Below are 13,162 nucleotides of genomic sequence, written 5' to 3'. Positions count from 1 at the left end.
CTCTCTTGTGCTTGCCGCGCATTACGTTGTGCGAATTTTTCAACAAGTAGCCATCGGCGCGCACATGCAGCCGGCGGCGCGGCGCGCCACCGGTATCGCCCACGTTCGGAGGAAGCCGCCTACAGGAAGCGGCGGATGCGCTCGACCGCTTCGGCCAGCCGTTCGACGTCCGTGGTGTAGGCGAAACGCAGATGGGATTTCGGCGCGCAGGCCCCGAAATCGAGGCCGGGCGTGACCGCCACGCCGGCGGTCTCCAGCAGCCGCCGCGCGAAGGCGTCGCTGTCGTCGGTCAGCCGGCTGCAATCGGCGTAGATGTAGAAGGCGCCCTCGGGCTTCGCTGTCAGCAGGAAGCCGAGCGCTTCGAGCGCCGGCGCGAGGAAGTCGCGGCGGCGCCTGAACTCCGCGCGGCGGCTTTCGAGGATTTCCAGCGTCTCGGGCCGGAACGCCGCCAGCGCCGCGTACTGCGCCGGGGAGGATGGCGAGAGGTAGAGGTTCTGCGCGAGCACGTCAACGTGGCGCGCGAAGCGCTCCGGCACGACCAGCCAGCCGAGCCGCCAGCCGGTCATGTTGAAATACTTCGAGAAGCTCTGCACGACGAAAACGTCGTCGCCGTAGCGCAGCGCCGTCGGCACGTCGCGCTCGTAGGTCAGCCCGTGGTAGATCTCGTCGAGGATCAGCTGTCCGCCTTTCTCGCGCACGCGGCCGGCGATGCCGGCGAGCACGGCGTCGTCGAGCACGGTGCCGGTCGGGTTGGCCGGCGAGGCGAACAGCGCGCCGGCCGTGCGCGCGCTCCAATGGCGGTCGATGGCCTCGACCGTGGGCTGGAAATTGCTGCCGGCATCGACGGGAATGGCCACCGGCACGCCGCCGAAGCAACGGATGAAATTGACGTTGCACGGATAGCACGGATCGGTCACCAGCCATTCGCCGCCCGGCTCGACCAGACAGGCCAGCGCCAGCAGCAGCGCCGCCGAGGCGCCGGCGGTGACGACCACGCGCGAGACCGGCAGGTCGACGCCGTAGCGCGTCGCGTAGAAGCCGGCGATCGCCTCGCGCAGCTCCGGCAGGCCGAGCGCCGGCGTGTAGAAGACCCGGCCCGAGGCGATGTGCGCCTGCGCCGCGGCGACGATCGGCGCGGGCGTCGGGAAGTCCGGCTCGCCGATCTCCATGTGGATGACGTCGCGCCCTTCCGCTTCGAGCCGGCGCGCCCGCGCCAGGAGTTCCATCACGTGGAAGGGAGCGATGTCGGCGAGACGCGAGGCGGGGTTGATGGACATGGCGGCGCTCCGGAGGAAAGTCTCGAAGTTTAAACGGCCACGGCGCCGTCCGCATCCCGCGGCGAAGCGGCCGCTATAATCGCCCCGCCACCCCACCGACGAGGAAGCGCATGCCACGCATCGAGCACATCGCCGTCTGGACGGAAGACATCGAACGCCTTGCCGCCTTCTACGCGACCTATTTCGGCGCCGCCGTCGGCGCGCCCTACGCCAACCCGGCCAAGGGCTTCGCCTCGCGCTTCCTGCGCTTCGGGGACGGCGCGCGCATGGAACTGATGCGGACGGCGACGCTATCCCCGCAACCTTCTTCGCCCGGCGCGCAGCGCATGGGCTGGACGCACGTGGCCTTCGCCGTCGGTTCGGAAGAGGCGGTCGACGCCCTGACCGAACGGCTGCGCGATGCCGGCCACCCGGTGCTCGACGGGCCGCGCCGCACCGGCGACGGCTATTATGAAAGCGTCGTCCTCGACCCGGACGGCAACCGCGTGGAGATCAGCGCCTGACCGGCCGGCGCGGCGCCGGCCCGTGATTTCCGCCGCCGCTCACCCGCAGACGGTCACCACCACCCGCCGTTCGTGCGGCCGGGATCGGTGTTCCCACAGGAACAGCCCCTGCCACGTTCCGAGCAGCAGCCTGCCGCCGCCCACCGGAATGCTGGCCGAGCAGCCGGCGAGCACGGCGCGCGCATGCGCGGCCATGTCGTCGTCGCCCTCGTCGTCGTGGCGGTACGCCGGGTCGCCGTCGGGCGCCCAGCGGCGCGCCAGGGTTTCCAGGTCGTGGCGCACCGCCGGATCGGCGTTCTCGGTGAGCAGCAGCGAGCAGCTGGTGTGCTGCACGAACACGTGGGCGATCCCGGTGTCGATGCCCGAGGCCTGCACGACGCGGCCGACCTCGCCGGTGATTTCGAGCGTCGAGCGCCCGCGGGTGTGGAACTGCAAAGTCTCTTGGTAGGCCACGGCGATACTCCTCGCTCGGCACGTTGCGCACGGCCCGCGCAGCGCGGACCGGCCCGGCCGGCGGGCCGGGGCATGCGACAACATAGCACCGCGCGCAGCGTGCCGGAACCGTCAGACCTTGAAGCGCGCCACCGACTGCCGCAGTTCCTCCGCCAGCCGCTCCAGCGCCCGCACGTTCTCGTTGGCGGCCAGCACCGACTGCGCGGATTCGTCGAGCATGCTGGAAATCTGCTCGACGTTGCGCGCCACGCTGCCGCTGGCCTGGCTTTGCTCGCCCGTCGCCGCGGCCACGTCGCTGACGTTGTGCAGGGCCACCGTGCTGGCTTCGTTGATCTGGCGCAGCGCCTCTCCCGCCTGGTGCGCGATCTCCACGCCGCGCGCCACCTGCGGCCCCACCGCGTTCATGCCCTCGACGACGCGCGTGGTGTCGTGATGGATGGCCTGGATCATGCCGGTGATCTGGTCGGTGGCCTGCCCGGTGCGTTCGGCGAGCTTGCGCACCTCGTCGGCCACCACCGCGAAGCCGCGCCCCTGCTCGCCGGCCCGCGCCGCCTCGATCGCCGCGTTGAGCGCCAGCAGGTTGGTCTGGTCGGCGATCTCCTTGATCACCTGGGCGATGCCGCCGATCTCGCGCGAGCGCTCGACCAGGCCGCCGATCAGCCGGGTGGCTTCCTCCACCTGGCTGGATGCGCGCTCCACCTCGGTGCTGGCCTGCCGCACCAGCCCCACGCCTTCGTCGGCCAGCCGCGCGGCGTGCGAGGCGTTGCTCTCGGTCTCGCGCGAACTCTGCGAGATGTGGTCGACGCTGACGGCCAGTTCCTCGATGGCGGCCGCGGTCGAGGACACCGCGTCGGACGCCTGCCTGGCCGCCTGGTTGATCTGCTCCATCTGCCCGGACAGGCCGGCCGAGGCCGCGCCGACCTTGCCGGCGCTGTCCTGGATGTGCTCGATGATGCCGTGCAGATTGACGCTCATCTGGCGCATCGATTCCATCAGGCTGCCCTCGGCGCCGCGCTGCTCCATCATCCGCGTCAGGTCGCCGGCGGCGACGGCCTGCGCCAGCCGCGCCGCCTCCTCGGGCTCGCCGCCGAGCGTGCGGTAGATGCGCCGCGCCATGGCCACGGCCAGGGCGATCACCGCGGCGAAGATGACCAGGGCGATCAGGCCGAAGCGCAGGGCATAGGCGTGGTAGCTCTCGTCGATGTCGTCGATGAACAGGCCGTAGCCGACGATCCAGTTCCACTCCGGAATCTTGGCCAGGCCGTTGACCTTGGACACCTCCACCTCGCCTTTCGGGCGCTTGGTCTTGATCTCGACCAGGGACCGGTCCGAGTTCTTCAGCAAGTCCAGATAGACTTCCATCAGGGTCCGCCCGTCGGGCACCTTGGCGCCCATGCTCACCTTACCTTCCAGGCGGCTGTCCGGATGCACCAGCATCATGCCCGCCGTATCGCGCACGAAGACGTAGTTGTCGCCTTCGCGCAGGCCCGAGACGGCCAGCCTGGCCTGCGCCTGCGCCTCGTCGCGGCTCAGTTTGCCGCCCTTCTCCAGGGCGACATAGACGCCCACCTGCCGGGCAGCCAGATCGACCATCGAACGAATCTCTGCCTGCCGGCTCTCGAGCATCGAGGAGCGGAGCGTCTGCAGCGCGATGACCACCAGCACCACCGCCCCCAATGCCGCGCAACCGACGATCAGGCCAAGCCGTGTCGAAAGTTTCATGCTTTTCTCCCCGTGTTTTCTTGATGGATGCATTTCGCGATCGCGGCAGCGCCGCAAACGGGACGCCCGATCCCGGAAACGCGCATTGTTGAAGCCGGTCTTCGAGTCCCCATGCGCCGACGACCCGCCGCGCCTTGCTCACGGCTCCGGGAGCGTCGTGCGGAAGGCGCCCCGCGCGTCCGCCACGTTACGGCCGAACCTCCGCCGCCTTCAATTACGGTTTTCCGCTGGACACGCCGCCGTGCGACATCATTGTGTTGAATTTACATTGCATGCACCATATTCGTGATCCCGGCTTTACATTGTGGACGACGCACGCGCGTCGACCCGCTTCCGTATTCATCCGGCAAGGTCGTAGAATCTTTCATCCCCGTTCCGGAGGACCGCCATGCTCGAACTGCAGGAGATCAATCACATCGCGCTGATCGGCAGCCTGATGCAGCAGACCTGCGTCTATCTGGTGATCGCCTACCTGTTGAGCAAGACGCCGCTGTTCGCCCCGCTGATGCAGGTCACCGTGCGCCTGCCGGACAAGCTGGTCTGCTACCTGGTGTTCTCGGGCTTCTGCGTCATGGGCACCTATCTCGGCTTCCAGATCGAGGGCGCGATCGCCAACACCCGCGCCATCGGCGCGGTGCTCGGCGGGCTGCTCGGCGGGCCGGTGGTCGGCCTGGCCGTCGGGCTGACCGGCGGCATCCACCGCTACCACATGGGCGGCTTCACCGATGCCGCCTGCGCCGTGTTGACGACGCTCGAAGGGCTGATCGGCGGCGGCCTGCACCTCTACCTGCTGCGCCGGCACCGCGCCGACCGGCTGCTGCACCCGATGATCGCGCTGGGCACCACCTTCTTCGCCGAGATCGCCCAGATGCTGATCATCCTGGCCATGGCCCGCCCGTTCGACCAGGCGTCCCGGCTGGTGGCGCACATCGCCCTGCCGATGACCGTCTCCAACGCCCTCGGCTCGGCGATGTTCATGCGCCTGATCCTGGACCGGCGGGAAACGCTGGAAAAATACTCGATCGCCTTCTCCGCCAAGGCGCTGCGCATCGCCGAACGCTCGGTCGGCGTGCTGATGCAGGGCTTCGACGAGAAGAACTGCACGCGCATGGCCAAGGTCATCCAGGAGGAAACCGGCGTCGGCGCGGTGGCCATCACCGACTGCGAAAAGCTGCTCGGCTTCGTCGGCATCGGCGCCGACCACCACCTGCCCGGCACGCCGATCTCCTCGCCGCACACCTTCCAGGCCATCGCCAACAACGAGGTGGTCTACGCCGACGGCGTGGACGTGACCTACCGCTGCGCGGTGTCGAAGGACTGCAAGCTCGGCTCGTCGCTGGTCATTCCCCTGCGCGGCGAAAGCAACCGCGTGTTCGGCACGATCAAGCTCTACGAGCCGAAGAACAAGTTCTTCTCGTCGCTCAACCGCACGCTGGGCGAAGGCATCGCCCGCCTGCTCTCCAACCAGGTGCTGGCCGGCAAGATCGAGGAACAGAAACGGCTGCTGGCGCAGACCGAGATCAAGCTGCTGCAGGCGCAGATCAACCCGCACTTCCTGTTCAACGCACTGAACACCCTGGCCGCGGTGATCCGGCGCAACCCGGAGGCGGCCCGCCAGATCGTGCAGGACCTGTTCAACCTTCTTCCGCAAGAGCTTGAAGCGCGCCAGCACCGAGGCCACGCTCGAGGACGAGATCGAGCACGTGGACGCCTACCTGCGCATCGAACTGGCGCGCTTCGCCGGGCGCCTCGACGTGGCCATCGACATTCCCGACAGCCTGCTGAGCCTGCGCCTGCCGGCGTTCACGCTGCAGCCGATCGTGGAGAACGCCATCAAGTACGGCATCTCGCAGATGATCGAACCGGGCCGGATCGTCATCCGCGCCCGCCGCGCGGACGAGCGGCTGCACATCGTCGTGGAGGACAGCGCCGGGCTGTACAAGCCCGCGCCGGACAGCGACGGCATGGGCATGAGCCTGGTCGACCGGCGCATCAAGATCCGCCACGGCGAAGCCTTCGGCGTCTCGGTCGACTGCGAGCCCGAGCAATGGACGCGCGTGACCATCCGCCTGCCGGCCGAAGAGGAGCGGGTGGAACGGGTGGCGGCATGCTGACCGCGCTGATCATCGACGACGAAGCCCCGTCGCGCGAGGAACTGCGGGCGCTGCTGGCGGACGCGCCGGACGTGGAAGTCCTCGGCGAATGCGCCAACGCCATCGAGGGCCTGGCGGCGATCCACCGCCTGAAGCCGGACGCCGTCTTCCTGGACATCCAGATGCCGCGCGTCAGCGGCCTGGAGATGGTGGGCATGATCGACCCCGCCGCCCTGCCCCGCATCGTCTTCGTCACCGCCTACGACGAGCACGCGCTGCAGGCCTTCGAGGAGCATGCCGCCGATTACCTGCTCAAGCCCATCGACCCGCAGCGCCTGGAAAAGACGCTCGACTGGCTGCGTTCCGGCCACCGCCTGCCGCGGCAGCGGATTCCAGGCACGGCCGACCTGCTCCAGCGCATTCCCTGCTGCGGCCACAACCGCATCTTCTTCATCCCGATCGGCGAGGTCGAGTACGTGCACACCGACGTCGCCGGCGTACACGTGGTCGGCGCGGACAAGCGCGGCATGACCGAGCTGGCGCTGAAGACCCTGCAGGAGAAGACCCCGCTGATCCGCTGCCACCGGCAGTACCTGATCAACCCGGACCGCATCCAGGAAATCGTCCTGCAGGAAAACGGCGCGGCGGAAATCGTCACGCCGTCCGGGCAGCGCATCCCGGTCAGCCGCCGCTACCTCCGCGAACTGAAGGACCGGCTGCTGATCTCCTGACGCGCTTCCGCCGCTCGGGGCGGATGGCCGCCGCTTAATCCGCCGGGCGACCGCTCGCCAGATTCTCCCCGCGCCCGCCCGCGGCCGGGCTAGATTCACGCTGCTTACTCCCCTGCGTCCGGCCGGACCCCAAACGGAATGCCCGGGTCCGGCATTCCTCGAAAAAGCGGCCGGCCGCAGGGGGTTCGAATCGGCAACCAAACGAGAGGGGACGTTATGCATTCATTGACATTGATCTTCGCGGCGGCGTGCATCTTCGCGATCGCCTACCGCTTCTACGGCCTGTTCCTGGCCAACAAGGTGATGAACCTGAGGGCGGAGCGGGAAACGCCCGCGGTCACCCTGGCCGACGGCAAGGACTACATGAAAACCAACAAGTTCGTGCTGTTCGGCCACCACTTCGCGGCCATCGCCGCGGCCGGCCCGCTGCTCGGCCCGGTCCTCGCGGCGCAGTTCGGCTACGTGCCCGGCGCGCTGTGGATTCTGATCGGCTGCGTGCTGGCCGGCGGGGTGCACGACATGGTCGTGCTGTTCGCCTCGGTGCGCCATAAAGGCAAGAGCCTGTCGGTGATCGCCGAGACGGAGATCGGCAAGACCACCGGCAAGGTCGCTTCCGTCTCGATCCTGTTCATCCTGATCCTGACGCTCGCCGGCCTGTCCATCGCCGTGGTCAACGCCATGTTCAACAGCCCGTGGGGCACCTTCACGGTGCTCGCCACCATCCCGATCGCCATGATCATGGGCGTCTACATGCAGAAGGTCCGTCCGGGCGACATCAAGGGCGGCAGCATTATCGGCGTCGTCCTGCTGCTGCTTTCGCTGCTCGCCGGCCCGCACATCGCCGAGCATCCCACGCTGGCGGCGATGCTCACCTTCTCCAAGAAGGAACTGGCGGTGATCATCCCGGTGTACGGCTTCTTCGCCTCGGTGCTGCCGGTGTGGTTCCTGCTGGTGCCGCGCGACTACCTGTCCACCTACCTCAAGATCGGCACCATCGCCGCGCTGGCGATCGGCATCGTGTTCGTCAACCCCGAACTGAAGATGCCGGCCTTCACAGAGTACATGGCCGGCGGCGGCCCGGTGATCCCCGGCGCGGTCTTCCCGTACCTGTTCATCACCATCGCCTGCGGCGCCCTCTCGGGCTTCCACGCCATCATCGGCTCGGGCACCACGCCGAAGATGATCGCCAACGAGCGCGACATCCTCTTCGTCGGCTACGGCGCGATGCTGACCGAAGGCTTCGTCGCCATCATGGCCCTGATCGCCGCCTGCGTGCTGGTGCCCGCCGACTACTTCGCGATCAACGCCGTGCCGGCCGCCTTCGCCAAGCTCGGCATCTCGCCGGTCAATCTGCCGCAGCTCGCCGCCGAAGTCGGCGAACAGGTGCAGGGCCGTCCGGGCGGCGCGGTGTCGCTGGCCGTCGGCATGGCTTACATCTTCTCGTCGGTGCCGTTCATGAAAGGCATGATGGCCTACTGGTACCACTTCGCCATCATGTTCGAGGCGGTGTTCATCCTGACCGCCGTCGACGCCGGCACGCGCGTCGGACGCTACCTGCTGCAGGAAATGCTCGGCCGCGTCTACAAGCCGTTCGCCGACAACTCCTGGACGCCGGGCGTGATCGTCTGCAGCGCGCTGTTCACCGGCGCCTGGGGCTACCTGGTCTATACCGGCGACATCTCGACCATCTGGCCGCTGTTCGGCATGGCCAACCAGTTGCTCGCCTCGTGCGCGCTGATCGTCGGCACCACCATGCTGATCCGCCTCGGCAAGGCCAAGTACGCCTGGTGCACCGCCGTGCCCGGACTGCTGGTCTGGCCGACCGTGATGTGGGCCGGCTACATGAACGTGGTCAACAACTACCTGCCCAAGCAGCTCTACCTGCTGACCACCATGTCGATCGTGCTGATGGTGCTGATCAGCATCGTCTTCGTCGCCGCCTTCCGCCGCTGGAGCGTGCTGCTGAAGATCGACAAGATGGTCACCGACCAGTACGGCGACAAGGTCGTCGCGCTGGTCGAGGGCAACTGACCGCCCGCGACGCGGCAAAACGAGGGAGCCGCCGGCCTGCGGGCCGGCGGCTCCTCTTTTTTACCCTGTGCGTGAAGCCTTCAGCGGCGCCGGGGAGGATAGATTTCCCGGCCGGCATCCTTGATGTCGCGGCGCAGCTGGGAACGCTCTTCCGGCGACAGGCGCTGCGGCCGCTGCATGTCCCGATCGTCGTGCCGCCGGTAGGACGGCCCGCGCCCGTCGCTCGGCTCCGCGCCGCGCCGTCCCGGCTGGAAATCGTTCTGCCGGTACTGTTCGCGCTCGGCGACGCCGTATTTCCACGGGCCGGCCCAGACCATCGGCGCAAACGCCGCGCAGAGGAGCACGATGGCGAGGCTGCCGATCATTCGTTTGCCGGAATTCATCACCACGCCACCTCCTCTCTCCGCTGTCTTCGCGCCCTCTTGCCGGCTGCCCGAAGTCTAGCGTGAACGGCCGGCCCGGAAAATGCCGTGCCGCGACGCGATGAACGGATTCTGCGCCCGACTTGTTGCCGGTATCTTTGCGCCCCGGGCGGATTTGTAAGGATTTGTTTCGCATCGCCCGCACGCGGCGCGGCGGCGGGCGGCACGCCGGAATCAGCCGGCCGGCGCGATCTCGTGCGCGGCCAGCAGGCAGCCGAAGGCGATGCCCAGCATGTCGGCCACGCCGCCGATGGTCAGGTTGAGGCGCTTGTAGTCGTCGTTGAGCCGTGCCAGGAAGGCGACGCAGTCCCCGTCCTCGTCGACGAGTTGCTCCAGCGCCAAGCCGTCCCGGCGGACCCGCGCCAGCCCTGCGATGCCGCCGCGATGCAGCGTGGTGGTGTCGTCGATGGTCTGCATCAGCCGCGCCATCATGGCGAAGGACGCGGTGGTCACGCACGCGCGCCGCGCCAGCACCCGGCGGAAAGCCGGCAGGGCGTCCTCGAACAGCGACGGATACGCATCGACCGCCTCGCCCACGATACCGCCGGTGCCGAATTGCCGGCGCGCCCGCTCGCCGTGCGTGTCGTGTTCTTCCGCGGTGGCGAAGAAGGCCCGTGAAATGGCCGACAGCGCGCTGCGGACCGCGCTTTCGTCCGGGCTGCCGGCATGGTGGCGGGCGATCAGCAGCATGCCGCTCAGGAAAATGTAGCCCTTGTGCGTGTTCGTCCCGAGCTCCGCGTAAAGCCGGCGCTCGGCCCGGATGGCGATTTCCTTCTGGCGGACGAACGGTTCGTCCGCGCGCAGCGATGCCGCGATTTCTTCGAGGTAGCGCGCGACGATGCCGATCGACTGTTCCATGATCGGGACCGACAGGTCCGGATGCGAGCCGTTGTCCATCAGGTCGACCAGCCCCGGCTTGGGCGTCAGCCGGAGTTCCATCATGGCGCCGGCCGCCAGCGCGGCGGCCAGCCCGTCAAGTCCGGAACGGCAGGAGGAGTTCATGGGCTTTGGCCACGACTTCCGCGAAGCCGTGGCGTTGGGTGCGCATGCAGTCGACCGCCCGCTGGTCGCACACCAGGCAGGCGCGCGCTGCCAGGCCGAGCGAGGCGCGGCCGAGCTGCTCGCCGGCGGGCGTGTAGACGTCCAGGTCGATGAGCCGCGACGACGGATGCGCGGTTTCGAGCCCGATGCACCGCCGCTTGACGGCAAATGGGTCCTCGTCCACGCCGAGAATGGCGTAGGGCCCCAGCGCGTCGCACGACGCGGCGAGCCGCGCCGCGGCCGGAAATTCCGCCTCGACGCGCGCGCGCATCCACGAAAAAAACGCCTCCGCACCCGGAGGCGTTTTTTCCCGTCCTGGGATGTTGAGCGACAGGAACAGCGTCGCCGGATGTCCCGCGCCCAGCGCCTGGGTCAGGGCATCCTGCCGGCCGTCCCGGGCACCCAGGACCTCAAGCGCGAACGGTTCTGACCGTGTCAATGATGGTGCCGTCCAGGTACTCGACCAGCCCGACCACCTTGTCGGTGAACTCCACCGGCCGCGGCGCGCCGGTCACCGCGTAGATCTCGTCGCGCAGCTGGTGGATGTCCTTCACCGGCGCGCGGCGGCGGATGAGTTCCGCCTTGAGGTCCGGCAGGTGATCGTTGACCGCGATGCCGCGTTCGGTGATGACCACGCCGACCGTTTCGCCGGGCGTGGTGATCGTCGTCACCTCGTCGCGCACCATCGGCAGGCGGCCGCGGATCGACGGGCAGACGATGATCGACACCTTGGCGCCGTTGGCCACGTCGCAGTGCCCGCCGGTGTTGTGCAGCAGCAGGCCGGACGATTCGGTGTTGACGTTCACGTTGAAGTTCACGTCGATTTCCGTCGCGCTCAGGATCGCGCAGTCCAGGCGGTTGACCACGGCCCCCAGGTTGAACGGGTTGGCGTACAGCCCGGCCGACATTTCCTGGTGCTTGCGGTTGCGCCCGATCGATTCGACCGCCTTGAGGTCGAAGCACTGCACGTCGAACAGGCCTTCGAACAGGCCTTCGTCGAGCATGTCGACGAAGAAGCCGGTGATGCCGCCGCAGCCGAAGCTGCCCTTGATCTTCTGGGCGCGCATCATGTCGCGGACGTGCCCGGCGACGGCCAGCGAGATGCCGCCGGTGCCGGTCTGGAACGAGAAGCCGTTCTTGAGGTAGCCCGACGATTCGATGACCATCGCCGCGTACTTGGCGATCTGCAGGCCCATCGGGTCCTTGGTCAGCTTGGTCGTCGAGGAGACGATCTTTTTCGGATCGCCGAGCGAATCGACCTTGGCCACGATGTCCACCACGTTCTGCGGCACGCTGATCGGCAGCGCGGGGAACGGCACCAGGTTGTCGGTCACGGCGACGACCTTGCGCGCGTACTGGGTGTCGACCAGCGCATAGCCCAGGCTGCCGCACGCGGACGGGCCGTAGAAACCGTTGAAGTTGCCGTATTCGTCGCAGTACGGCGCAGCCATGAAGGCGACGTCGATGGGCACCTCGCCCGAAATCACCGAGCGCGCACGGCCGCCGTGGGAACGGACGATGATCGGGCATTCCAGCTCGCCCTTCGAGATCTGTTCGCCGATCGGGCCGTTGACGCCGCATTCCAGCCCGGTGATCACGCCCTTGCGGATGTAGGGAATCAGCTCGGCATGCACGATGTGCACCGAACTCGAAGCGATCTTGATGTCGCGCAGACCGAGCGCGTCGATTTCCTTGACCAGATCGTTGAGCAGGCGGTCGCCGTTGCGCAGGTGATGGTGCGTCGAGATGGTCATGCCGTCCTTGAGGCCGGAGGCGATGATGGCGTCGCGCAGGCCGCCGACCACCTTGCTGCTGCCGCTGTAGTTGCGCTTCAGCATGCGCGAGGCGCGCTGGATCTGCAGCGTTTCCGGCTTGATGGCGCGCGGGTCCTTGTAAGGCGTGTAATGCTTGCCGTTGAAGACTTCGGGGATCTCCCGTCCCAGACTATTCTTAACCATTGAGAATCTCCTCATCAACCGGGGTATCGACCAGGCCTTGCGCGTAAGCGATCTGCAGCGTGTTGATCGCGCGCTTGACGATGGGCGCATCGACCATCTTGCCCTTGAGCGAAATGACGCCGGTTCCCATTTCCTGCGCCTGCTTGATCGCCTCGACCACTTCCAGCGCGTAGTCGATTTCTTCCTGCTTCGGCGCGAACGCTTCGTGAATGATGTCGATCTGGCGCGGGTTGACCATGCACTTGCCGGTGTAGCCGAGCCGCTTGACGAGTTCGGTCTCCCGGCGCAGCGCTTCCATGTCGTTGACGTCGGAGAACACCGTGTCGATGGCCTGGATGCCGGCCGCCTTGGCCGCCATGACGATCATCATGCGCGGGTGCATCAGGTCCTCGCCGGAGTTGGTGCGGGCGATGCCCATGCTGGCGGTGTAGTCCTCGGCGCCGAAGGCCAGGCCGAAGATGCGCTTGGTGGAGGTGGCGATGGCGTAGGCGTTGAGCACGCTCTTGACCGTCTCGATCGACGGCAGGATGCCGAAATGCCCGACCTGCAGGCCGTGCTCGGTTTCGTACTTGCCCAGTTCGGCGTCCAGTTCCAGGGCCAGCTCGGGCGTTTCGCACATCGGGAAGCGGATGGCGTCCGGCATCTCCGGAAGGATCGCCTTCAGGTCGTCGTGGCCCCACTTCGTGTACAGCGGGTTGATGCGGACCAGGACTTCCTTGTTGCGGTCCTTCCAGGTCGACAGGAAGCGCTGGACCAGATTGCGTGCCGCGTCCTTCTCGGCGTAATTGACCGCGTCTTCAAGGTCGATGATCACCGAGTCGCATTTGAACAGCGGTACGTTCTGCAGCATGGACGGCATGTTGCCCGGAACGTAGAGCATCGACCGGCGCAGTTGAGAATCTGCCATATCTACTACTCCTCTAAATTTTTG

The 13,162-nt window shown here is 67.4% G+C and carries 12 protein-coding genes and 1 pseudogene; 5 read left to right on the top strand and 8 right to left on the bottom strand.

All coding sequences use genetic code 11. The annotated features are described in order from the left end of the window. Positions 1–119: 119 nt before the first annotated feature. Positions 120–1,277, bottom strand: a complete 1,158-nt coding sequence (locus tag QM701_RS20550; RefSeq protein ID WP_415168856.1) for a pyridoxal phosphate-dependent aminotransferase — start codon at positions 1,275–1,277, stop codon at positions 120–122. A 110-nt stretch (positions 1,278–1,387) separates the two neighbouring features. Here QM701_RS20550 and QM701_RS20545 point away from each other — a divergent pair, with 110 nt between their 5' ends. Next, positions 1,388–1,780, top strand: a complete 393-nt coding sequence (locus tag QM701_RS20545; protein WP_415168855.1) for a VOC family protein — start codon at positions 1,388–1,390, stop codon at positions 1,778–1,780. A gap of 39 nt (positions 1,781–1,819) precedes the next feature. On the opposite strand, the gene QM701_RS20540 is transcribed toward QM701_RS20545, so the two are convergent. Together QM701_RS20540 and QM701_RS20535 are read right to left on the bottom strand one after the other, a co-directional pair. Further along, positions 1,820–2,233, bottom strand: a complete 414-nt coding sequence (locus QM701_RS20540) for a secondary thiamine-phosphate synthase enzyme YjbQ (protein ID WP_415168854.1) — start codon at positions 2,231–2,233, stop codon at positions 1,820–1,822. A 111-nt stretch (positions 2,234–2,344) separates the two neighbouring features. Next, entirely contained in the window at positions 2,345–3,955 is a 1,611-nt protein-coding gene (locus tag QM701_RS20535; protein ID WP_415168853.1) for a methyl-accepting chemotaxis protein, read from the bottom strand. A gap of 388 nt (positions 3,956–4,343) precedes the next feature. Here QM701_RS20535 and QM701_RS20530 point away from each other — a divergent pair. The 4 genes and pseudogenes from QM701_RS20530 to QM701_RS20515 form a co-directional block, all read left to right on the top strand. Further along, a pseudogene (locus tag QM701_RS20530) lies at positions 4,344–5,555 on the top strand (LytS/YhcK type 5TM receptor domain-containing protein); the annotation flags it as partial. 103 nt (positions 5,556–5,658) lie between these two features. Continuing rightward, positions 5,659–6,069 carry a sensor histidine kinase gene (locus QM701_RS20525; protein WP_415169441.1) on the top strand — a complete coding sequence of 137 codons (411 nt, stop codon included), beginning with the start codon at positions 5,659–5,661 and terminating at the stop codon, positions 6,067–6,069. Beyond that, positions 6,003–6,779 (top strand): two-component system response regulator BtsR, encoded by a 777-nt coding sequence (gene btsR / locus QM701_RS20520; RefSeq protein WP_415169440.1) that lies wholly within the window; start codon positions 6,003–6,005, stop codon positions 6,777–6,779. The genes QM701_RS20525 and btsR overlap by 67 nt, the downstream gene beginning before the upstream one ends. Positions 6,780–6,995: 216 nt before the next feature. Further along, on the top strand, positions 6,996–8,810 hold the full coding sequence (locus tag QM701_RS20515) for a carbon starvation protein A (RefSeq protein ID WP_415168852.1): 1,815 nt from the start codon (positions 6,996–6,998) through the stop codon (positions 8,808–8,810). A gap of 80 nt (positions 8,811–8,890) precedes the next feature. Here the strand turns inward: QM701_RS20515 and QM701_RS20510 are convergent, their stop codons facing one another. The 5 genes from QM701_RS20510 to QM701_RS20490 all read right to left on the bottom strand — a co-directional run bounded on the left by QM701_RS20510 (position 8,891) and on the right by QM701_RS20490 (position 13,138). Further along, a complete protein-coding gene (locus tag QM701_RS20510; RefSeq protein WP_415168851.1) occupies positions 8,891–9,199 on the bottom strand; it encodes a hypothetical protein in 309 nt (102 codons plus the stop codon). Positions 9,200–9,406: 207 nt separating this feature from the next. After that, complete coding sequence (locus QM701_RS20505) at positions 9,407–10,234, bottom strand: triphosphoribosyl-dephospho-CoA synthase (protein WP_415168850.1); 828 nt, start codon at positions 10,232–10,234, stop codon at positions 9,407–9,409. Continuing rightward, positions 10,206–10,712 carry a citrate lyase holo-[acyl-carrier protein] synthase gene (locus QM701_RS20500; RefSeq protein WP_415168849.1) on the bottom strand — a complete coding sequence of 169 codons (507 nt, stop codon included), beginning with the start codon at positions 10,710–10,712 and terminating at the stop codon, positions 10,206–10,208. Before QM701_RS20500 ends, QM701_RS20505 begins: the two co-directional genes overlap by 29 nt. Continuing rightward, positions 10,684–12,231 carry a citrate lyase subunit alpha gene (gene citF, locus QM701_RS20495; RefSeq protein WP_415168848.1) on the bottom strand — a complete coding sequence of 516 codons (1,548 nt, stop codon included), beginning with the start codon at positions 12,229–12,231 and terminating at the stop codon, positions 10,684–10,686. Before citF ends, QM701_RS20500 begins: the two co-directional genes overlap by 29 nt. Further along, positions 12,224–13,138 (bottom strand): HpcH/HpaI aldolase/citrate lyase family protein, encoded by a 915-nt coding sequence (locus QM701_RS20490; protein ID WP_415168847.1) that lies wholly within the window; start codon positions 13,136–13,138, stop codon positions 12,224–12,226. Before QM701_RS20490 ends, citF begins: the two co-directional genes overlap by 8 nt. Positions 13,139–13,162 lie beyond the last annotated feature (24 nt).

Origin of the sequence: Propionivibrio sp. (assembly GCF_047602565.1) — a bacterium.
In the GTDB taxonomy this organism is placed as follows: Bacteria; Pseudomonadota; Gammaproteobacteria; order Burkholderiales; family Rhodocyclaceae; genus Propionivibrio.
Note: the sequence above shows the minus strand (reverse complement) of the source record. Positions and strands in the feature narration are given on the sequence as shown.

What these genes read in the sequence shown, in the direction of transcription:
- QM701_RS20505 (WP_415168850.1), bottom strand. Translation starts at nt 10,234, where the DNA reads ATGAACTCCTCCTGCCGTTCCGGACTTGACGGGCTGGCCGCCGCGCTG.
- QM701_RS20550 (WP_415168856.1), bottom strand. Translation starts at nt 1,277, where the DNA reads ATGTCCATCAACCCCGCCTCGCGTCTCGCCGACATCGCTCCCTTCCAC.
- btsR (WP_415169440.1), top strand. Translation starts at nt 6,003, where the DNA reads ATGGACGCGCGTGACCATCCGCCTGCCGGCCGAAGAGGAGCGGGTGGA.
- QM701_RS20490 (WP_415168847.1), bottom strand. Translation starts at nt 13,138, where the DNA reads ATGGCAGATTCTCAACTGCGCCGGTCGATGCTCTACGTTCCGGGCAAC.
- QM701_RS20545 (WP_415168855.1), top strand. Translation starts at nt 1,388, where the DNA reads ATGCCACGCATCGAGCACATCGCCGTCTGGACGGAAGACATCGAACGC.
- citF (WP_415168848.1), bottom strand. Translation starts at nt 12,231, where the DNA reads ATGGTTAAGAATAGTCTGGGACGGGAGATCCCCGAAGTCTTCAACGGC.
- QM701_RS20535 (WP_415168853.1), bottom strand. Translation starts at nt 3,955, where the DNA reads ATGAAACTTTCGACACGGCTTGGCCTGATCGTCGGTTGCGCGGCATTG.
- QM701_RS20515 (WP_415168852.1), top strand. Translation starts at nt 6,996, where the DNA reads ATGCATTCATTGACATTGATCTTCGCGGCGGCGTGCATCTTCGCGATC.